Genomic DNA, 20701 nt, shown 5'->3' on the forward strand with positions numbered 1-20701 from the left:
TAATATGAAACATATATTTATGAAGACGGTCCTTGCAGCTCTTTTGATGGGCGGAGTGACCACATCATGTATCAACGACTTGAATATTTCATCCATTGACCCGCAGTCCAGTTCCAGTTATGGCGATATGGAATTGCTGGCCAAAATATATGGTACGCTTGGCTTAACCGGACAAAGAGGCCCTGCAGGTAATGGAGACATTAGTAGTGATGAAGGTGAAAGCGGTTTCTATCGTACGACTTTCAATTTGCAGGAATTGTGTACCGATGAATGTGTTTGGGCATGGCAGACAGATGCTGATATTCCTCAAATAACTAACATTGAGTGGACTTCTTCATCACCTCGTGTACAGTGGGCATTTCAACGTTTGGCATTTGATGTTACCTTGTGTAATTTCTATCTGACCAATACCGAAGAAAAGGCAGAAGATCCGCAATATAAGCTTTATCGTGCTGAGGTACGTTTCCTTCGTGCGCTTCATTTGTGGTATTTCTTGGATTTGTGGGGAAAAGCTCCTTTCAAAACTACTTATGATATTTATGAGTTACCGGTAGAAAAAGCTGGTAAGGAACTTTATGACTGGATTGATCAGGAACTTACAGAAATAGAACCTCAAATGGCAGAGGTGGGTGAGTTTAACAATAGCTCTAATTTCGGTCGTGCGGATAGAGGTGCTGCCTATATGCTTCATGCTCGTTTGGCACTCAATTCGGAAGTTTATACTAACGGTGCAGTGAAGGATTACCAGAAGGCAATTGATTATTGTAATTTGTTAGAGGGTAAATATGAACTTTCAACAGCGGACAAGAATGGTTATACTGGTTATGAACAGGTGTTCATGGCGGATAATGACGAGAATCCCCAGGCCATGAAGGAAATCATCTTGCCTATTCGTCAGGATGGCGTGAAAACGAAATGTTATAGTGGTTCCAATTATCTGGTTAGTTCTACTCGTATTACCGGAATGCCTTACATGGGAACCAATAACGGTTGGAGTTGTAACTTTGCTAGAGCAGCTTTGGTTAAGAAATTCTTTTCTAATCTTGATGATTGTCCGTTGGCAACAGAAAAGGCACCGGATAACTCTACAGAAGCAGATATCATAGCACTTGATGAGGCTGCCGGTACTACCACTAAGGATGTGCAACGTAAGGCCAATGATGATCGTGCATTGTTTTATTCCGGTTGTGGCGGTGGACTTCGTAGCATTGAGTTTGAGCAGATTACTGGTTTCAACTCAGGTCTTTCTATCGTAAAGTGGAGTAATATTCGTACCGATGGTGCTCCTACTTCGCATGTTGAGTTCCCGGATGTGGATATACCTTTGATTCGTTATGCTGAAATGTATCTGACTCGTGCAGAAGCCAAGTATCGTCTGACTGGTGATCCGCAACAGGCACGTGCTGACATTGAAGTATTGCGTAACCGTGCTGGCGCTTCTACCCCGGCAACTATTACCGAACAATTTATTATTGATGAATGGTGCCGTGAATTCTATATGGAAGGACGTCGTCGCAGTGATTTGAACCGTTTCGGATTATTCACCGGAGACAAGTACATTTGGGATTTTAAGGGTGGTGTAGCCGAAGGTAAAAGTGTAGCTGATTATTTTAAAGTTTATCCTATCCCTGCTGATGACATTAGAGGAAATGAGAACTTGAGCCAGAATGAAGGCTATTAATAAGGATATTATTTGTTGAATTAGTAAAAAACATTATATGATTATGAAAAATATACTGTCAGGAATGTGGCTCTCCATTCTATGTATGGTATTGTTCATCTCTTGTGAAAAAGATTTGGACAGTAATCCGACATTCCAAGAGAATACCACAGGCTTTGTTCTGAATATGCCGGCAAATGCTGCCAATAATGTACTTGACCTGTTGGCTGCCGATAAAATAACATTTACTACCAGTCAGCCTGATTATGGTGGCATACCTTTGGCAACGAATTATGATTTGGAGATCTCTTTTGAAGATTTTAGTGGGGAAAATCCTGTTTATAAGGTTGTGACAAGTTCTTCGTCTACTGTTATTGAAATTTCGGGGAGCAGGCTGAATGATGCGGTTGTCAATATGTTCTTGGAAGCCAATGAGGGGGTAGAATATCCTTCAGGTGAAGTGAAAGATTTGTATGTGCGTTTGCATGCCAACGTCAACGGTTTGGATAAGGGCCATTGTTATTCCAATGTCATAAAAATACAAGTTGTAGCTACTTATCAGGCTCCGAGCATCACATTGCCCGAGAAACTTTACGTAGCAGGTTCGAGCATTGGAGCACCGTGGGGTACATGGAAAGAATTAGTTCCGGTGTACGGTTTGCCTGGTAACTACTTTACTGTTGTTTATATCCCGGAAGGTGGCGAATTTAAGTGGGGTACTTATCCTGAACAGTGGTTGGGTTATGCTGACATCAATCTGTATAATGATGTAGCTGATGCCGGATTATCTGACAATGGCGGTAATATAAAAGTGGCTAATGGTGGATGGTATGTGCTTTATTTTAAGGCAAAGATTGATGGTGAGTCTATCAATTATACACTGAATGTACATCCAACAGCATTTTATATCATTGGTAATGCTACTTCTTCCTGGACAGACTCCGATCCTGCATTGAAGTTCACAGCACCCGCTGATGATACTGGTGTCTGGGTTTCTCCTGAATTTATAGGTGGAGGTGAAATGAGAGCTTATGTGAAGGTTGCTGAGTTTGAATGGTGGCGTACTGAATTTACTCTGTTTGATGGTAAGTTGTTCTGGCGTAATGACAATATTCCTAATAGCTGGGAAGAAACTATGGGAACAGAGTATAGTGTTAAACCGGCAGCCGGCCAGAAACTGTATCTCACTATTGGCACACCGGGTGTGGACGCTATAGAAAAAGGTGAGGTGAAGTAACCTGAATGATAATCTTATTTTTAAAGGAAATAAACATTATGAAGAAAAATCAGATATTTACAAGTATATTCCTTATGGGAATTGCCTTAGGGGCTTGTACGGAAGATTATACGGATTGGGCTAACCCCCAATCCAATTCTCCCGAAGATCCGGCTGCTAAATATGAAATCAGCTTTGCGGCCGGAGCCGGTGCTACGGTTGATATGGATCAGTTTTATGAAACGGTAGCTGAGGAATTGCAGGCAACGGATTCTGTCGAAATCGCGTCTTTGTCTTCTACAAATCCCAATGTGGCTTCTATCAAATTGAACAGCATCAATATTAATGGACTGACAATCAATGCTACTGTCAGGGATGGCAATGTGAAAGTCAATACGCTGGAATTGGATTCTGTAGTACGCGATGCGTTTTTCAGTCGTGCTCATGTGGAACGGGTTTTTGATGTTAACATGAACGTGGCTGCCAAGCTGAAGAGTGGTGAGGCTGTCAACGTTTCCGGAACATCTCAGGCCAAACTGACTCCGATTTCAACTCCTGCTATTAGTGAAGGTGGTTATGTTTTGTTGGGTGACTTTACAGGATGGGATCCTGCTAATCCAATGGCTATGACACCAGTTGCCAATAAAGAAGGCGTATATCAGGTTACTGTAGAGACAACCAACGAAGCTTCCAGCTATTTCAAGTTCTATGCAGCTTATGATGTGAACGGTGGCTGGGATGCTGCCAATGCTGTACAAATGGGATGTCGCGTCAATGGTGATACAAAGACTGAAAACTTTGTGGTATGGACAGGTGATAAGTATAAAGTAGAAACTCCAGCTATTGCAGGAGCTGGTCATTTCATCATTACGCTTGATGTCGTTAACTATACTTATTCGGTAGCTCCGGCAACAGCTTATCTTTATATGGCTGGCGACGTTAATGGCTGGAGCCATGTCGATATGCTGGCAAGCCTGGAGTTCAACAACATTTATACAGGTTATATGTATCTCAATCAGAATGGATTTAAGTTCAGTTCCGAGCCGAATTGGGATGGTACGAATTACGGAGCCGATTTCAGCACGGCTCCTGATGCTGCCAATATCACGATCACTGAGCCCGAAGGTTTCTATCAGGTAGTGGTAGACCTGAATGAGAAGACATATACTTTGACTCCTATTGCAATAGGTATTATTGGTAGTGCCACTCCGAGCGGATGGGACAGCGATACGGATATGACTTACAGCATTGAAAATCGTTGTTGGACCATTACAACAGATTTGACAGATGGTGAGATTAAATTCCGTGCAAATGATGATTGGACAATCAGCTGGGGAGGAACTCCAGAACAGCTGACTACCCAGAACGGAGGAAATATTGCGGTTGCAGCCGGTAAGTATACGATCAACCTTTATCCTATTGTACAATTGAACCAGCTAGTTGATAGAATAAGTGGAAAAATAGTCAACAGGTAATTCTTTTTGAATGATTATAAGAAGTCCTCTTTCTTGCATTGAATAGTGTCTGAAAGAGGACTTTTTTTGGTGCCTATGCTTTCTAAATATTGGTTACCAGTAATTTCATGCAAACGTTTTCAGGTTAAGACTTACTTTTTCTTGTCATCATATTTATTGAAACAATGAAGACTTGCTTATCTTTGAATTAACATTTAAAATCTAATGATATGAAGAAATCTTTGTCTTTTTTCTTGTTTTGTATGTTGCTCTCCTTCTTCTACGCCTGTTCGGACAGCAATGACCCCATCCCGGAACCGACTCCTGAACCGGAACCGGAGCCGACTGAAGAATGGATGACTTTGACCGCCACTCCCGATGAGTGGGACAACCGGAAGCGGGCTGATATTTCGTACCAATTGCTGGTTTATTCCTTTGCAGACAGTGACGGGGATGGTTGTGGAGACTTGAATGGTGTTACATCCAAACTGGACTATTTGCAGCAGATGGGGGTGAGTGCCATTTGGCTGTCGCCCATTCATCCGGCCATGTCCTATCACGGATATGACGTGACGGACTATACGGCGGTTAATCCGCAGTATGGCACGATGGCCGATTTTGAGAGGCTGGTGTCCGAGGCCCATCAACGGAACATCAAGGTCTATCTGGACTATGTGATGAACCACACGGGGAAAGACCATCCGTGGTTTGTCAGTGCCAAAGCGTCGCCAGACAGCGAATATCGCGACTACTATGTGTTTTCGCAAGATCCGGCCACAGACATCGCTGCCGGAAACATAGCCATGATAGCGACCGAAGGGGCAGCGGGATACAATGCCGGCGAGTGGTTTGCCACCACAACGGCCGATGCCGGGGTGAAAGGATGCTACCGGTTTGTGCTGGACTGGTCGGACGCTTCGAAGCCCACAGTGACCGTGACCGAAGCCGAAACACCCGACGCGGACAATCCCGATGCGGGTACCGCCGGCGCCAAGTATTTGTATTATGGCGATGAGGTTTGCAAGAAGTTCTATGACCGTGGCAACGGCATCTATGAACTGACCGTAGACTTTGCCTCAAGTTGGGGCTTCCTGATACGTACCAGCAACACGACGTGGGATGGGGGAACCAAATATGGCGCTCCGTCCAAATCGTCGAAGGTGAAGATGGGCGAACCGTTTGCGCTGGACAACAAGACGGCTGCCGACATCCTGTTTGAGTCGATGAACCTGTGGTACTATCATTCCCACTTCTATACCGACTGGTTTGCCGACCTGAACTATGGTCCGGTAACTGAGGTTGCCACCAATCCCACTTACTTGGCCATGGCAGATGCTGCCAAGGGATGGGTGGACAAAGGTGTGGACGGATTGCGCCTGGATGCCGTGAAGCACATCTACCACAACGCCACGTCCGATGAAAATCCGCGTTTTCTGAAAACTTTCTACGACGATATGAACGCCTACTACAAGCAGACCGGTAAGGCGGACGACTTCTACATGGTGGGCGAAGTGCTTTCGGAACACAACGAAGTGGCACCCTACTATGCGGGTTTGCCGGCTTTGTTTGACTTCTCCTTCTGGTATCGGTTGGAGTGGGCTATCAATAACGGTACCGGCCGCTATTTTGCCAAGGACATCATGGATTATCAGCAGGAGTATGCCGCCTATCGCTCCGGCTATATTGAAGCGACCAAGCTCTCCAACCACGACGAGGACCGTACGGCTTCCAAGTTGGGCAAGTCGGCTGCCAAGTGCAAACTGGCCGCTGCCGTACTGCTGACGGCGGCAGGCAGTCCGTACATCTATTATGGCGAGGAACTGGGGTTATATGGTACCAAGACAAACGGCGACGAGTACGTGCGCAGTCCCATGTTGTGGGGAGATGCTTCGACCACAGCCTATACGGACAAGGTGGATGTGGGAGTGGCTTCATCGGTACGTCCGGTGACGGAACAGCAGACGGATGCGGCTTCGTTGCTGCATACTTATATCACCTTTGCGCAGTTGCGTAACACTTATCCGGCCTTGGCCGAAGGAACCATGAGCAGGCATCCTGTATATAACGATGCCAACGGAACTTATGAAGCCTTGGCAGCCTGGTATATGACGAAAGACAGTGAGAAAATGCTTGTATTGCATAACTTTGGAAGTGCAGAACTGCAATTCCCGCTGACGGACGAGGTGGAGAAGGCGGTCGCTGTCTCAGGCGATGTGAAACAGACGGAGAGCGACGGGCAGACGCAGTTGAAGATGGGTGGATATGCCTCGGTAGTCTTTATCTTGAAATAGGTCTGGCAGAGAACCTGCTTATTCGTAAATCCACATCAGCACCCGGTTGAGCCACTTCCAGCGGAAGCGGAACCAACGCCGGGTGCTGATTTGTTTTCCGCCGAAGCGGAGTACAAATTCCCGGTAACCGTGCTTGCGGAAGGGAAGGCCCACGTCCATGAACTCCAGATGGCGGTAACCGCGTTGCTTGGCGTCGTCCAGCGCTTTCCATACGGCCAGGATGCCGGGATATTGCAGGGCATACGTTTTCCGCATTCCTCCCGAGAACCATAGATAGGCATTGTCGTCGGAGTAGATGCAGGCACTGCCGCCGATAATCTTTTCCTTGTATGTGACGATGAATATCTTGCTCCGGGAACTTTCCGTCATTTGTTTTTCCAGTTGCTGAAAGAAGTTCAGACTGGGGAAGTGGCGCCGTATTTTGGACGAATAGTTCTTGTGCAGCATGCGGGCAAATTGTCTGATTTCCTCCTGCGTGTGTGCTTCCTTCACTTGGGCGCCGTTTTTGAATCCCTTCTTAATCTGCCGGATGCGCGACGGGCTGAACCGGGCTTCCACCCGGTCTGCATTGTGCAGGGAGTTGCGCACGCGTAGCCAGTTGACGGCAAAATAGCGGTTGTCACGGAAGGACTTGTAGCCGAACATGGCATTCTCCAGATTGCGGAACTCGATGAGGAACGAATTCCGTAGGGCCTCGACGGTCAGCCGTTGTAGCATTTCGCTGAATATAGCCTCCTTGTCGGACGTCTCGTCGAAGTATTCTCCCGTGCCGTAGACTTCGCATCTGAGGATGAAGGCCGGTGGAAAGAGGCGGCTGCTTTTGCGCAGAACGGCCAGCAGCTTGGCCACAGGCTTCCCGTCCTGTGAGGCCACGATGAGGATAGGCGAATATCCCGACGTCGCTTCGTAGATGTGGAAAAGCTCTGTGGAGTGGAAGGTATTGGTGCCGGGCAGGTCGGGCACTTTGCTTCCGCGGTAATAGGTGGTCAGTTTCAGCGGCATAGCCTGCAATTTTATATTCTCATATACCATTATTCGTTTGTCATGCACTCCCAGTCGGTAATTGTACCTGTTTCGGACGAGAAGGCGGCACCTATCTTATAGATGGTGCGGGAGTCGGATTCATATTCGCGGGCATAGCCTTTCGCCTCTATCTGCTGCAAGGCTTCGGCTGCCGTGCCGTCCAGCTTGAACTCGAAGAGGTAGACGTATTGCGGCGTCTCCACGATGCAGTCCACGCGCCCCAGGCTCTGCACCTTCTCCACGTAGACGGTGTAGACGCTGATGAGGCGCATGATGAGATAGAACGTGTATTGGAAGTAACGCTCCCGTTCCGCCTCGTTCTCCTTGCGCCGCATGGTGTAGGGGATGCTCGCCAGGAAGGAAGTGAACAGTGTGCGGACTCTCTCCACCTCGCCGCGGCGCATGGCGGTGACCGCATCGCGCACCCACACTCCCGTGCTCTCCGAAGGCTTCAGGTAGGAAGCGGCCAGCATGGTCAGGAAGCCGCTCTTTACTTCGTTGTTGGGAAAGTCGAGCAGGAAGGTATTGAAATCCATATCATAGCCCTTGATGGTGAGGTAACCGCTCTGGTAAATCATGGGCAGCGGTTTCTCCACGTCCGCCTTATAGTCGATGAACTCTTCCAGCGCGTAGTACTTGCCCGTCAGTTCGTTCATGTTCTCGTTGAAGTGGGAAAGCAGGCGGATGAGGTAGGTCGGCGTGCCCGTGCGGAACCAGTAGTCATACATCCGGCGGCTGTCGAGGGCATTGAGCAGGCTGAAAGGATTGTACACGTCTGTCATTCGGTCGCTGAAGTGATAGCCGTCGTAGTGCTCCTTCAGACGCTGTTTCATCTCTTCCGGCGTGCAGCGGTAGTCCACGGCCATATCGGCGATGGGTTGGAGGAAATAGTGTTCGATTTCGTCCTGTGTAATGCCGCATAGGGTCTCGAAGCGGGCATCCATACTGATGTCCTTCGGCTGGTTGAAGCCGCTGAACACGCTCACCTGCGAGAATTTCGTCACGCCCGTCAGCAGCACGAATTTCAGGTGCTGGTCTGCTCCCTTGAAGACGGAATAAAAGCTTTTCAGCACATTGCGGTGACGGTCTTCCAGTTCTGTGTCAACGTCCAACACATCGAGTATCGGCTTGTCATATTCGTCTATGAGCACCACAGCGCGGCGGCCCGTCTGCTCGTGGGCTGCACGCAGCACCTTGATGAAACGGCCTCCCAAGTCCAGCATTCCCTGTTCCGAGGGAAGTCCGTAGGCCTTCTCCCAGTCGGACACATAGCCGTTCAGACGTTTCTCCAGGACACCCGCCTGCGTGAAGTCCGAGCCGTTGAAGTCCACATGAAACACCGGATACGTTTCCCACGCGGTTTCCAGCCGCTCAATGGCCAGTCCCTTGAACAGCTCCTTGCGTCCCTCGAAGTAGTTCTTCAGGGTAGACACCAGCAGGCTCTTACCGAAGCGGCGCGGACGGCTGAGGAAATAAATGCTACCTTCGTGTACCAATTCATAAACCAAATCTGTCTTGTCTATATAGACATAACCTTCTTCGATGATGCGGTCGAAACTCTGTATTCCGATGGGATATTTCATAACTTTGCATGCTTGGTTCGATTCTGCAAAGATAAAAGATTAAATGAAGAACTTGCCAAATTGGGGAAAGATAATTGACGCAAGCCGGTTGTCCTTCGTCTTTCCGGAGCAAAAACGTCTGGTGAAAATTGGGTAAAGTAGTTAGTTATCTCTATCTTTGCCACCACTTAAAACAAATGAAAACGATATGGAAAGTTTCAGTGAATTGATAAAGGTACGCCGCAGTATGCGGAAGTTTACGGACGAAGAGTTGACGCAGGACGAGGTAGTGGCGTTGTTGAAGGCGGCCCTGATGGCTCCTTCGTCCAAGCGGAGCAATCCCTGGCAGTTTGTGGTGGTGGACGATAAGGAAACGTTGAAAGGACTCTCGCACTGCAAGGAGCAGGCTTCGCAGTTCATTGCCGATGCCGCCCTGGCCATTGTGGTGACAGCCGACCCTCTGGCCAGTGATGTGTGGATAGAAGATGCGTCCATCGCCTCCATCTATCTTCAGTTGCAGGCCGAGGATTTGGGGTTGGGCAGTTGCTGGGTACAGGTGCGCGAACGCTATACGGCCGCTGGGATGCCTTCGGACGAATACATCCACGGTTTGCTGGACATTCCCTTGCAGCTGCAGGTGCTCAGTGTCATTGCCATCGGGCATAAGGGAATGGAACGGAAACCCTTCAACGAAGAGCATCTGCAATGGGAGAAAATCCATTTGAACAAATACGGAGGGAAATAACGGTGAGTGCGGCAAAAGCAAATAACAACAGAGATACTTATAAGGCGGCCGCTGTCACGCTGATACTCTTCGGGGTACTTTATCTGGTGGACAAACTGGTGCATTTTTCCTCATTGGGGCTGCCGTGGGTGATGCGGAAGGATAATTTCCTGCTCTATACGGCCATAGTCTTTCTTTTGTTCAAGCGCGACAAGTCGGTGGGGCTGGTTCTGGCCGCCCTGTGGCTTATTTTGAACTTCGGTCTGATAACGGCTCTTGTGGGAACCATGTCCGCCTACATCCTTCCGTTGGCTCTGCTGGTGGTGGGAATCATATTGTATTGGCTGGCTACACGCTGAATTTGTTGTGAACGAGATGGAAACAGAACATACCCCGATAGTGATGGTGGGTGCCGGCAATCTGGCTACCCATCTGGCGAAAGCTCTTTATGCCAAGGGCTTTCGCATTGTCCAGGTTTACAGCCGTACGCTGGAGGCGGCCCGGATGTTGGCTCGGAAGGTTGGCGCAAGTGCTACGGATGAGCTTTCGGCCCTTGTACCGGATGCGGCTCTTTACATTGTTGCCCTGAAGGATGCGGCCCTGGCCGACAGATTGCCCGAGATTGTGTCCGGTAGGGAGAACGCCTTTTGGGTGCATACGGCCGGAAGCATCCCGATGGATATATGGAAGGGAAAGGTGGCGCGATATGGCGTGTTCTACCCCATGCAGACCTTCAGCAAGCGGCGGGAAGTGGATTTTGCCACCATCCCCATTTTCATTGAAGCCTGTTCGGAGGAAGGGGAGCGCTTCCTGAGCGGCATTGCGTCCGTCCTCTCCGGCAAGGTGTTCTCTGCTACCTCCACGCAGCGCAAGAGCCTGCATCTGGCGGCCGTGTTTGCCTGCAATTTCTCCAATCACATGTATGCCCTGGCTGCCGAATTGCTGGACAAGTATGGGTTGCCGTTTGACGTCATGTTGCCGCTGATAGACGAAACGGCACGCAAAGTGCACCAGTTGGATCCGCGGGAGGCACAGACCGGACCGGCTGTCCGCTACGACCGGAATGTGATGGACGGACACCTCGGGATGCTGGCCGACGAGCCTGTGCTTGGTGATATTTATCGGAAACTGAGCGAAAGCATCCACAGCCTGGCCGAAGGCCGGGCGGCGAAGACAGAATGATGTGAAACGGGAATCAGGCGTGGATTGTGCCTTGAGTGTGAGTGCCCTTCCGGTGCCTGTTTCGTAGAAATAATAGAATTGTTGTGAGTACCATTAATTACGACTTGAAGCAGATAAAGGCATTGCTGTTCGATGTAGACGGGGTGCTGAGTGCTAACGTCATCCCCATGAGCGTAGAGGGTGAGCCGATGCGCACCGTCAATATCAAGGACGGTTATTCGCTGCATCTGGCCGCCAAGCAGGGGGTGTTGCTGGGAATCATCTCCGGCGGAAAGACAGAGGCTGTTCGCAAACGTTTCCTTTCGCTGGGCCTGGCTGCCGAGAATATTTACCTGGGTTCTTCGGTGAAAATCCACGACTACCGGGATTTCCGAGACCGTTACGGCCTGAAGGATGAAGAGATTCTTTATGTGGGCGATGACATCCCCGACCTGGAAGTGATGCGCACCTGCGGACTGCCCTGCTGTCCCAAAGACGCTGTGCCCGAAGTGAAGGCGGTGGCCCGCTACATCTCCCACGCCGACGGAGGTTACGGTTGCGGACGCGACATCGTGGAACAGTTCCTGAAAGTACACGGCCTGTGGATGGCCGACGAAAAGGCTTTCGGGTGGTAAGAATCTGTAAAGACGACGTATATGTTTGAGAAACTGAAAAACTATAAAGTGATATTGGCAAGCAACTCGCCCCGCCGAAAGGAGTTGCTTTCAGGATTGGGCATCTCTTACGAAGTGCGTACATTGCCCGATGTGGATGAGTCTTATCCCGACACGTTGTCCGGTGCGGACATCCCCCTTTACATTGCACGCGAGAAGGCGGATGCCTACCGGGCTCTGATGAAACCCGATGAGCTGATGATTACGGCCGACACCATCGTCTGGCTGGACGGTCAGGTGCTTGGCAAACCGGCAGGCCGTGAAGATGCCTTGCGGATGCTGCGGGCCATGTCCGGGCGTACGCACGAGGTCTTTACGGGCGTGTGCATCACCACCTTGCAGTGGCAGCGCAGCTTTGCGGCGCAGACCGAAGTGCGCTTTGCCCAACTCGATGAAGAGGAGATAAGCTATTATGTGGACAATTACGCCCCCATGGACAAGGCGGGCGCCTACGGGGTGCAGGAGTGGATTGGGTTTGTCGGCGTGGAATACATTTCGGGCAGCTATTTCAACATCATGGGCCTGCCCGTCCAGCGGCTGTACAAGGAACTGAAGGAGATTCCGGAACTCTGATATCCGGATGGCTCCCGGCCTTGCAGGCATGAGGCGCATTCTTGTGCTTGCACGGTCCCCGGAGGATGCTTGCACGGTCCGCGCACCATGCAAGCACGGAGTACGGACCATGCAAGCACGGAGTACGGACCGTGCAAGCAGGGTCTGAACCCCGGCCTTCAGGCCCCAAAAAAGACCGCTTGCAGGCGGTCTGTCCAAGATTGCCGAAATCCGATTCCGGCACTTGGGGTTCGGGGGCTATACCATATCGAGCACCAGCGGGATGTCTTCTTCGGCAATGCCTTGTTCCAGCAGTGTCTCTCGGTCCTTGTTGAACATTTCCAGAAAGCTTGTCCTGCTGCCGCTTGTCAGTACGGCTTTTCCATAATATTCTACCGCTTGTTCCAGGTTCCCTTGTCTCCATGCCACATGTCCGGCGTTCAGATAGTCGCTGGCAAGCGGTTCCTGGTCGAGCAGCTTGCGGCAATAGCGGGCGGCCTGTTCATATTTGCCGCTCACAAACGAGCACCACCCGATGGCTCTCCAGGCCTTTACGCAGTTCTCTTCCACAAAGTCCAGCTTGAAAAAGTATTGCAAGGCTTCGTCGTAGCATTTCTGCTCGGCCAGGCAGCTTCCGATGAAGAACAGCGTGTTGTGGTTCTCCGGCTGCATGGCTTCGGTCTTCTTGTAATATTCCAGTGCGGTCGTAAAGTCCCTCATCTGTCGGTAGCAGGCTGCCAGGTGACGGATGGTCCATATCTGGTCCGGTTTCAGCAGGTCTGCTTTCCGATAGGCGTCCACAGCCTCTTTATACCGTTTTTCCTTTTGCAGGCAGTAGCCCGTTTTTTGGAATGTCTCGGCGTCTGCCTGGTCGGTGTTTGTTATTTCTGTGTAGATTTCCAGTGCATCCGCTGTGTGCTCTTTCCGGAAGAGGAAGTCGGCCGTTTCTTTCAACAGTTCGGGCTTGCCAAGTATATCTTTCAGGGCAGGAATGTTGTGCAGGGCTATGGTTTCCTTGAAGATGTCTCGTGTCTCATTCCGGTAAGGGTTCAGCTTGAAGAAACGGTAGAGGTCGTGGATGTACAGGTTGCTGACGACTTCGGCCCGCAGGGATTGCTGCTTCAGGCTGGCGGACTTGCTCTCGTCCATCAGTGCGTTCAGGTCTTGCGAGGTCATCTGGTTCAGCATGATGTCCCTTTGCGACTGGGGGATGTGCGACATGGTGAGACAGAGCGAATATTTGTCGCTGTCGCAGAAGAATCCGCTTTGCAGAATCAGTGAAAGCATGGATTGGCCGCCGGCCGGTTTCATCCCGAATTCGCGAATGACGGCGGAGTGCTGTGTGTCGAAGGGCAGGAACCAATTGGGCAGCTGTTTGAAGAAGGGATAACCTTTCAGTTGGGCGAAGGTGGCCATGTACACGTCTGCCCCCTCGGTCTGCAGCTCGTTCATTTCCCGTATCTTGTTTTCCAGGCCGGAGTGCTCGAACGCTTTTTCCCATTCGGGATTGCGGTCTTCGCCGTCGGCCGGATCTTCGAAGCCGAATTTCATGTTGCGCATGATGTTCATGTTCTTCATCATTTCGGGGATAATCTCCTCGCGCATCTTCCGGTTTATTTCTTCGGTTTCCTTGCTGCGCAGCAGTTGGATGTTGATTCGTGTCAGGTCCTTGCCCAGCTTGCCGTCTTCGTCCAGCAGCGAGAGGCGGGCAGTCAGGTCGGGATGGAGGGACAGGCGGTTCGGATGGCAGTGCAGCGCGATAGCTATTCCGACCAGTGCACGTTGCGAAGTATGTATTTCTGTGTGGCGGCAGGCATCCAGCAGCCAGGTGAACTTGCGGGTATCAAAACATTCCATCAGGCTGAGCGTGACGGCACTGGTGAACAGGCACAGGTCATTGGGCGGCAACAGCTCGGACTCCAGAATGGAGTGTGCTTCTTTTTCTTCCGCAGTGCTCCATGCGCTGTTGCTCCAGGTGGAAAGGAACAGCTGCTGTTCTGCGTCTTCGTGGCGTTTCAGGGTCTGTTCCAGCCCTTGCTGGTTGTCGGGCATCAGTTGGCAGATGGCCATGTCGTCGGGGAAAGATTCCAGCGTCTTCAGGCTCTCTGTCATGGACGGTGCGGTAGCGTTCCTTTTGCGGCTGTTGCGCTGGAAGCTATAATAGCGGCTTGAAGCCTTGTCCAGCAGGCTGATGCGGGTCTGGTCGGCTATCTCCCAGGCTTCGGACAGCAGTTGGGTGTACAGCCGCTGGCGGGCCGGGTCGTTGACGCCCTGCTTCATGTATTGCAGCATATACTGGTAGGCTGTCTGGTTCTGTTCCAGACGGGTGCGCTGTTCCCAGTCTCCGCTGTCCCACAGAAAGGCTTCCAGCTGAGCCTGGGCTTCCTTCAACCTTTTCTGTATTAACAGCTTGACTATCTGTTGGTATTGCTCTTTGATGGATTGTTCGTTCATAAACCTTTCGTTTGTATTTTTTATTTCAGTTTCGCAAGTTTATTAATCGGTTGTAGTTAAGGAGTTAAGAAGTTAAGGAGTTAAGCCAATACCTTTTATGAATGGTAAATGGTTAATAAATTCTTCATTTTTCATTCTTCATTCTTCATTCTTCATTCTTCATTCTTCATTTTCTTGTCTATCGGCTTTAACTCCTTAGCCCGCCTTGGTGGGCGATAACTCCTTTTAACTCCTTTAACTCCTGCGAGTTTGGCTTCGCCGATTTTCAATTCGCATTTGCGAAACTTGAGTTTCTTAGAAGCGTACTTGTACCTGGGCCTGAAGCAGGTTGGAGCTTTCTCCCCTGTGACGGTCGCAGTAGGTGTACTGTACTTGCAGGCGGCACTGCGGGTAGAACCAGTATTGGAGTCCGGCCACGTAGTTGGTCTGTTTGTCGGCTAAGGCCTTGTTCCTGTTGAAAAAATCGTATGAGAGGATAAGGTCCAGTTGGGGCAGGATGTGTGGCGCCGCGGTGGCGTAGTAGCCTTCGCTTTTCACTTTTCCGTCCTTTCCGGCCAGGTATTCGGTGCGCAGGTCTACAATCTTGCTTTTGACAACGGCGCCTGCCGACCAGCGGTTGCGTGTATAGTTATCACCGACGGCAATGTCCGGGTTGATGCTGGAGGTAGCTACCGCACATCCTTTTCCTTTGATGAAAGTTCCTCCTACCGACAGCCATTCCAGCGGGTGCACCATGAGGCTTCCCACGATGTCTTTCTGGTTGTTTTTGTCCTTGACGTTGATGCCTTGTCCGTTCATGAGGGCCAGGTTGTAGGTCAGCAGGTCATTGAAGAGGTTGCCGTAAATCATCAGGCCCAAGTCGCGTCCGCTGTTTGCGCCGTACAGGGGGTCACTGTTGTCGATGCCTGCCAGATAGTTGACGGACTGTGCATAACAGTTGATGAGTTCCACGACGCAGGGGGAGAGCGGGTTCTCGAAAGTATAAGGGGTTTTGAACTGTCCGACGCGAGCGGTCAGTCCGGGCAGAAAATTATATTCGGTATAGGCTTCCAGTATCTTGGCCGTGTTGGCAAAGCTGTACATGAAGTAGCATGACCACTTGTCGGTAATCTTACCACGGGCCATGAAGATGACTCTCTTGATGTCGAAGGTGTTGGTCTTCTCTCCTCCAAAGTCATCGTAGGTATATCCCAGCTGGGTATATCCCTGCAGGGTAATGCGTTCTTTCAGGGTGTTTATGATGTCTTTGTCTTTGGGTTTGGCTTCTTGCGCTTTCAGGGCACACGCGCCCAACAGCAGGAAGCAGGAAAACAGGATGGGTTTCATGGTAGTGATTCTATTAAAAAAAGGCAACCCTTTTTGCAAAGAGCTGCCTTGTGTGAGATTCTTATACCTTATTATTCGTTGATAGCAGCGATGCCCGGCAGAATCTTTCCTTCGATGGCTTCGAGCAGAGCGCCACCACCGGTAGAAACATAAGAAACGCCGCTGGCGAGACCAAACTTGTTGACGCAAGCTACAGAGTCACCACCGCCTACCAGTGAGAAGGCACCGTTCTTGGTTGCTTCTACAATGGCTTCGCCTACTGCACGTGAACCGTGTGTGAAGTTATCGAATTCAAATACGCCCGTAGGACCGTTCCACAGAATGGTCTTGGAACCCTTGATAACGTCGGCGAAAATCTTTTCAGTCTCAGGACCTATGTCCAGACCTTCCCAACCGTCGGGAATTTCGTTCACCTTGCAGAACTGGGTGTTGGCATCGTTGGAGAAGCTGTCGGCAATCTTGGCGTCAACGGCCAGTACCAGGTTCACGCCTTTTTCCTTGGCCTTCTTCATCAGGTCGAGAGCCAGGTCGAGCTTGTCTTCTTCACAGATAGAGAGACCGATTTTGCCGCCCATAGCCTTGGTGAAGGTGTAGGTCATACCACCGGCAATAATCAGGTTGTCTACCTTGTTCAGCAGGTTCTCGATGATTTCAATCTTGGAAGAAACCTTGGAACCGCCCATGATGGCAGTGAAAGGACGGTGAATGTCGTTCAGCACTTTGTCTACGGCCTTTACTTCCTTTTCCATCAGGTAACCGAACATCTTGTTGTCCTTGTCGAAATATTTGGCGATCAATGCTGTGGAAGCGTGTGCGCGGTGAGCGGTACCGAATGCATCGTTCACGTAGCAGTCTGCGTAAGAAGCCAGCTTCTTGGTGAATTCCTTCTGGCTTTCCTTAACGGCCTTCTTGGCAGCAGCCTTCTCTTCGTCGGTTGCATCTTCTGCCAGACCGCGGGGTTTTCCTTCTTCTTCTGCATAGAAGCGGAGGTTTTCGAGCAACAGAGCTTCACCCGGTTGCAGGGCAGCAGCCTTTACGGCAGCTTCTTCACCCATACAGTCGTTGGCAAACTGTACTTCAACGCCGAGCAGTTCGGATACGTGCTTCAGAATGTGCTTCAGGGAGAACTTGTCAGTCGGACCTTTCGGACGGCCGAGGTGAGAACCGATAATCAAACTACCGCCGTCGGCCAGAATCTTCTTCAGAGTAGGAAGAGCGGCACGGATACGGGTGTCATCTGTGATGTTGAAATTTTCGTCCAGGGGCACATTGAAGTCTACACGGACGAATGCCTTTTTGCCGGCAAAGTTGAATTGATCAATTGTCATAATACTCTAATTATTTAAAAGTGTTACAAGTATCATCTGTTTTGCTGCAAAGTTAGTATTTATTTTCTTTCTCTGTAATGAAAAGTGTGTTTTATTCGTGGCTCTTGCTGCATTCTTGGTTTACTTTGTAGGTTTGGCAGTAGTATTTGCACAGCAATTGCAAACCACAGGTGTCACATTGCGGCGTACGTGCCTGGCAGACATAGCGTCCGTGCAGGATGAGCCAGTGGTGGGCAATGGGTATGTCGGCCTCGGGAATGTTCTTCATCAGTTCCTTTTCCACACTCAGCGGGGTGGTGCAGCGGTCGGAAACCAATCCCAAGCGGTGGCTGACACGGAATACGTGGGTATCGACTGCCATGGCGGCCTTGTTGAACACGACGGATTGGATGACGTTGGCTGTCTTGCGTCCTACGCCCGGCAGTCTGACCAGCTCTTCCAGCGTATCGGGCACCTGGCTGTTGAAGTTTTCGACCAGCATCTGGGCCATGCCTACCAGGTGTTTGGCCTTGTTGTTGGGGTAGGAGACGCTGCGGATGTATTCAAACACAACCTCGGGGGTGGTAGCAGCCAGCGCCTCGGGTGTGGGGAAGTCTCGGAAGAGTGGGGGAGTAATCTGGTTCACCCGCTTGTCCGTGCACTGGGCCGAGAGGATGACGGCTATCAGCAACTCGAACGGGCTGCCGTAGTGCAGTTCCGTCTCGGCCACGGGGCGGTTCGCGCGGAACCACGCCAGAATCTTTTCGTATCGTTCTTTTTTTCTCATCGCAGTTTGTTTTTGTGGTAGTGGGGAGCCACTTTCAGGTTGAAATAGAGCATGGAGACTACCGTGAGGCAGGCACCGAAGAGGTAGGCCTTGTCGAAGGTGCTGATTTCAGCGATGTAGCCTCCTGCCAGCATGCCGATGCCGATGCCCACGTCCCACGAGGTCAGGTAGGTGGAGGTGGCGGTACCCCGTTGGCTGTTGGGAGCCAGATTGACAAATACCGTGTTGTAGGCCGGAAACATGGTGCCGAAACCAATGCCCAGCAGCAGGGCGATGCTGAAGAATACCACCGTACAGACGTGGCTGTTCCACTGGATGATGTAGACGCACGAGGCGAGCAGGAAGAAACTGAACACCACAAGAACCAGACCGGCCGAGATGACCTGTGTAATCTTGCCACGGTCTACCAGCTTGCCCGAGAACAGGCGCGACACCGCCATGCCCAGGGCCATGAAGGTGAAGAAGAAACCCGTGGAGGCGTCGATGTCAATCTGGCGGGCATACATGGCCACGTAGTTGGTCGTCATGCCGTAGGGGATGGAGAGCAGCAGCAGGCTGATTCCGGCGGGGATGCCTTTCAGCAGGATGAAGCGGTCCAGCGAGATGGGGTCGCGCTTTACGGGCGGCTTGTAGGGCGTCTTGACCAGCGAAGCGCACAGGAGCCCGGCCAGACACGAACCCAGCGAGCAGCAGAATATCAGCGTGTAGCCGATGCCTGCATCGTGGAGAAACAATCCGGCCATGGGGCCGATGGACATGGCTATGTTATTGGCCAGCCCGTAGTAGCCCAGTCCCTCGCCACGGCGCGACGAAGGCATGATGTCGATGACCACCGTGTTGCCGCCCACCGTCACCATGCCGAACGATACGCCGTGGACGATGCGGAAGGCGATGAACAGGGCCAGTGTGCCGGCCAGCAGATAGCCGCCAAAGATGGCGGTAAAAATGAAGTAGGCCAGCAGGTAGAGGGGCTTGCGGGCAAAAGTGTCGAGCAGGTAGCCCGAGAAGGGGCGTATGCACAGCGCGGCAATGGTGTAGCACGACAGGACCAGGCCCATCGTGATTTTGTCTGCTTCGAATACTTCGGTCAGGTAGAAAGGAAGTACTGGCATCATCAGCCAGAAGCCGAAGTAGAGCAGGAAGTTGGCCGCCAGGATGAAGCAGTAGCTGGGAGTGACAAGTTTGTCTTTCACTGAACGGAAGATTGATGGGTTGTACCAAAAGGTAAGCGGCCAGTGGTTGGCAGCCAGCATCCATCCGGACGGATACTCACCACTGACCACTGACCGCTTACCGCTAAATAATCAATACGCCGCTTCAAACTCTTTCAGGAAGCGGGTGTCGTTTTCGGAGAACATGCGCAGGTCCTTCACCTGATACTTCAGGTTGGTGATGCGCTCAATGCCCATGCCCAGCGCATATCCGCTGTACACCTTGCTGTCTATGCCGCAGGCGTCCAGCACGTTGGGGTCTACCATGCCGCAACCCAGGATTTCCACCCATCCGGTGCCTTTGCAGAAGGGGCATCCCTTGCCGCCGCAGATGTTGCAGCTGATGTCCATTTCGGCGCTGGGTTCGGTGAAGGGGAAGTACGACGGGCGCAGGCGGATTTTCGTCTCGCTGCCGAACATTTCCTGGGCGAAGAGCAGCAGCACCTGCTTCAGGTCGGTGAACGATACGCCTTTGTCCACATACAGCGCCTCCACCTGGTGGAAGAAGCAGTGGGCACGGTAGCTGATGGCTTCGTTGCGGTAGACGCGGCCCGGGCAGATGATGCGGATGGGCGGCTGTGTGTGCTCCATGGTGCGCACCTGTACGGAGCTGGTGTGCGAGCGCAGGATGATGTTCTTGGTCACGTCGTCATTGTTCACGTCCACAAAGAACGTGTCCTGCATGTCGCGGGCCGGATGGTCGGCGGCAAAGTTCAGCTTGGTATATACGTGCAGGTCGTCCTCCACTTCGGGGCCGTCGGCAATGTTGAACCCCATGCGGGCAAAGATGTCGATGATTTCGTTCTTTACGATGGAGAGCGGGTGGCGTGTGCCCAGTTCCAGCGGATAGGCCGAGCGTGTCAGGTCCAGGTCGTCGCAACCGCTGTCCTGTCCTTCAAACTGTTCCTTCAGGGCGGCAATCTTTTCCTGAGCCTTGTTCTTCAGCTCGTTCAGTTTCATGCCCACTTCCTTTTTCTGTTCGGCGGGCACGTTGCGGAAGTCGGCCATCAGTTCGTTGATGGCTCCCTTCTTGCTGAGGTATTTGATGCGCAACGCCTCCAGTTCATCGGCGTTACTGGCTGTCATGGCTTCCACTTCGTGCAGAAGCTGTTCGATTTTAGCTATCATATCGTTGTTGTCTTTTGGATTTTCTGTGTTAAAACGCGACAAAGATACAATTTTCTCAGGATATGCGGTTCCATTTTCCTGCTTTGTTTGTCCGTCAGCTTTTTTATTCCTGCTTTTTGATGGCAGGTATGTCATGTTTTTTCTTCCAATGCCTTTGGAATATCCATTCGA

Annotated in this window: 17 protein-coding genes; 9 read left to right on the forward strand and 8 right to left on the reverse strand. The window is 51.1% G+C overall.

All coding sequences use genetic code 11. The features are described 5' to 3' along the window. Positions 1–4 precede the first annotated feature (4 nt). The 4 genes from susD (at position 5) to Q1Y74_RS06660 (ending at position 6621) form a co-directional block, all read left to right on the forward strand. Positions 5–1681, forward strand: coding sequence for a starch-binding outer membrane lipoprotein SusD (gene susD, locus Q1Y74_RS06645; RefSeq protein ID WP_300813141.1), 1677 nt, complete (start codon positions 5–7; stop codon positions 1679–1681). 43 nt (positions 1682–1724) lie between these two features. Then, positions 1725–2897, forward strand: coding sequence for a SusF/SusE family outer membrane protein (locus Q1Y74_RS06650; RefSeq protein WP_300813142.1), 1173 nt, complete (start codon positions 1725–1727; stop codon positions 2895–2897). Between the two features lie 38 nt (positions 2898–2935). Continuing rightward, positions 2936–4351 carry a DUF5115 domain-containing protein gene (locus tag Q1Y74_RS06655; RefSeq protein WP_300813145.1) on the forward strand — a complete coding sequence of 472 codons (1416 nt, stop codon included), beginning with the start codon at positions 2936–2938 and terminating at the stop codon, positions 4349–4351. Between the two features lie 209 nt (positions 4352–4560). Then, on the forward strand, positions 4561–6621 hold the full coding sequence (locus Q1Y74_RS06660) for an alpha-amylase family glycosyl hydrolase (RefSeq protein ID WP_300813147.1): 2061 nt from the start codon (positions 4561–4563) through the stop codon (positions 6619–6621). Between the two features lie 18 nt (positions 6622–6639). Here the strand turns inward: Q1Y74_RS06660 and Q1Y74_RS06665 are convergent, their stop codons facing one another. Further along, entirely contained in the window at positions 6640–7623 is a 984-nt protein-coding gene (locus Q1Y74_RS06665; protein ID WP_300813148.1) for a GNAT family N-acetyltransferase, read from the reverse strand. A gap of 29 nt (positions 7624–7652) precedes the next feature. Beyond that, entirely contained in the window at positions 7653–9227 is a 1575-nt protein-coding gene (locus tag Q1Y74_RS06670; RefSeq protein ID WP_300813150.1) for an ATP-binding protein, read from the reverse strand. A gap of 187 nt (positions 9228–9414) precedes the next feature. Between Q1Y74_RS06670 and Q1Y74_RS06675 the strand changes: the two genes are divergently transcribed. The 5 genes from Q1Y74_RS06675 (at position 9415) to Q1Y74_RS06695 (ending at position 12338) form a co-directional block, all read left to right on the forward strand. Next, positions 9415–9951: a nitroreductase family protein gene (locus Q1Y74_RS06675; protein ID WP_300813152.1), complete on the forward strand. Its 537-nt coding sequence runs from the start codon at positions 9415–9417 to the stop codon at positions 9949–9951. Between the two features lie 2 nt (positions 9952–9953). After that, positions 9954–10289 carry a hypothetical protein gene (locus Q1Y74_RS06680; RefSeq protein WP_300813153.1) on the forward strand — a complete coding sequence of 112 codons (336 nt, stop codon included), beginning with the start codon at positions 9954–9956 and terminating at the stop codon, positions 10287–10289. A gap of 16 nt (positions 10290–10305) precedes the next feature. Next, a complete protein-coding gene (locus tag Q1Y74_RS06685; protein WP_300813155.1) occupies positions 10306–11112 on the forward strand; it encodes a Rossmann-like and DUF2520 domain-containing protein in 807 nt (268 codons plus the stop codon). 83 nt (positions 11113–11195) lie between these two features. Further along, the gene (locus Q1Y74_RS06690) at positions 11196–11726 is read left to right on the forward strand and encodes an HAD family hydrolase (RefSeq protein WP_300813157.1); all 531 of its coding nucleotides are present in this window, start codon (positions 11196–11198) and stop codon (positions 11724–11726) included. Positions 11727–11747: 21 nt separating this feature from the next. After that, the gene (locus Q1Y74_RS06695; protein ID WP_300813159.1) at positions 11748–12338 is read left to right on the forward strand and encodes a Maf-like protein; all 591 of its coding nucleotides are present in this window, start codon (positions 11748–11750) and stop codon (positions 12336–12338) included. A 237-nt stretch (positions 12339–12575) separates the two neighbouring features. Here the strand turns inward: Q1Y74_RS06695 and Q1Y74_RS06700 are convergent, their stop codons facing one another. The 6 genes from Q1Y74_RS06700 to pheS form a co-directional block, all read right to left on the reverse strand. Further along, a complete protein-coding gene (locus tag Q1Y74_RS06700; RefSeq protein ID WP_300813160.1) occupies positions 12576–14771 on the reverse strand; it encodes a tetratricopeptide repeat protein in 2196 nt (731 codons plus the stop codon). A 294-nt stretch (positions 14772–15065) separates the two neighbouring features. Beyond that, positions 15066–16097 carry a porin gene (locus tag Q1Y74_RS06705; protein WP_300813162.1) on the reverse strand — a complete coding sequence of 344 codons (1032 nt, stop codon included), beginning with the start codon at positions 16095–16097 and terminating at the stop codon, positions 15066–15068. A 71-nt stretch (positions 16098–16168) separates the two neighbouring features. Continuing rightward, a complete protein-coding gene (locus Q1Y74_RS06710; protein ID WP_300813195.1) occupies positions 16169–17428 on the reverse strand; it encodes a phosphoglycerate kinase in 1260 nt (419 codons plus the stop codon). Positions 17429–17516: 88 nt separating this feature from the next. After that, complete coding sequence (gene nth, locus Q1Y74_RS06715) at positions 17517–18191, reverse strand: endonuclease III (protein WP_300813164.1); 675 nt, start codon at positions 18189–18191, stop codon at positions 17517–17519. Beyond that, the gene (locus tag Q1Y74_RS06720; protein ID WP_300813166.1) at positions 18188–19384 is read right to left on the reverse strand and encodes an MFS transporter; all 1197 of its coding nucleotides are present in this window, start codon (positions 19382–19384) and stop codon (positions 18188–18190) included. Before Q1Y74_RS06720 ends, nth begins: the two co-directional genes overlap by 4 nt. A 111-nt stretch (positions 19385–19495) precedes the next feature. Then, a complete protein-coding gene (gene pheS, locus Q1Y74_RS06725) occupies positions 19496–20530 on the reverse strand; it encodes a phenylalanine--tRNA ligase subunit alpha (protein ID WP_300813168.1) in 1035 nt (344 codons plus the stop codon). Between the last annotated feature and the right edge of the window lie 171 nt (positions 20531–20701).

This window comes from uncultured Bacteroides sp. (assembly GCF_949298305.1).
Lineage (GTDB): Bacteria > Bacteroidota > Bacteroidia > Bacteroidales > Bacteroidaceae > Bacteroides.

Bases quoted from the DNA above. Each gene is read 5' to 3' on its own strand.
- Q1Y74_RS06705 (WP_300813162.1), bottom strand. From the start codon at position 16,097: ATGAAACCCATCCTGTTTTCCTGCTTCCTGCTGTTGGGCGCGTGTGCC.
- Q1Y74_RS06670 (WP_300813150.1), bottom strand. From the start codon at position 9,227: ATGAAATATCCCATCGGAATACAGAGTTTCGACCGCATCATCGAAGAA.
- susD (WP_300813141.1), top strand. From the start codon at position 5: ATGAAACATATATTTATGAAGACGGTCCTTGCAGCTCTTTTGATGGGC.
- nth (WP_300813164.1), bottom strand. From the start codon at position 18,191: ATGAGAAAAAAAGAACGATACGAAAAGATTCTGGCGTGGTTCCGCGCG.
- Q1Y74_RS06695 (WP_300813159.1), top strand. From the start codon at position 11,748: ATGTTTGAGAAACTGAAAAACTATAAAGTGATATTGGCAAGCAACTCG.
- Q1Y74_RS06665 (WP_300813148.1), bottom strand. From the start codon at position 7,623: ATGCCGCTGAAACTGACCACCTATTACCGCGGAAGCAAAGTGCCCGAC.
- Q1Y74_RS06660 (WP_300813147.1), top strand. From the start codon at position 4,561: ATGAAGAAATCTTTGTCTTTTTTCTTGTTTTGTATGTTGCTCTCCTTC.
- Q1Y74_RS06685 (WP_300813155.1), top strand. From the start codon at position 10,306: ATGGAAACAGAACATACCCCGATAGTGATGGTGGGTGCCGGCAATCTG.
- Q1Y74_RS06655 (WP_300813145.1), top strand. From the start codon at position 2,936: ATGAAGAAAAATCAGATATTTACAAGTATATTCCTTATGGGAATTGCC.
- pheS (WP_300813168.1), bottom strand. From the start codon at position 20,530: ATGATAGCTAAAATCGAACAGCTTCTGCACGAAGTGGAAGCCATGACA.
- Q1Y74_RS06675 (WP_300813152.1), top strand. From the start codon at position 9,415: ATGGAAAGTTTCAGTGAATTGATAAAGGTACGCCGCAGTATGCGGAAG.
- Q1Y74_RS06700 (WP_300813160.1), bottom strand. From the start codon at position 14,771: ATGAACGAACAATCCATCAAAGAGCAATACCAACAGATAGTCAAGCTG.
- Q1Y74_RS06650 (WP_300813142.1), top strand. From the start codon at position 1,725: ATGAAAAATATACTGTCAGGAATGTGGCTCTCCATTCTATGTATGGTA.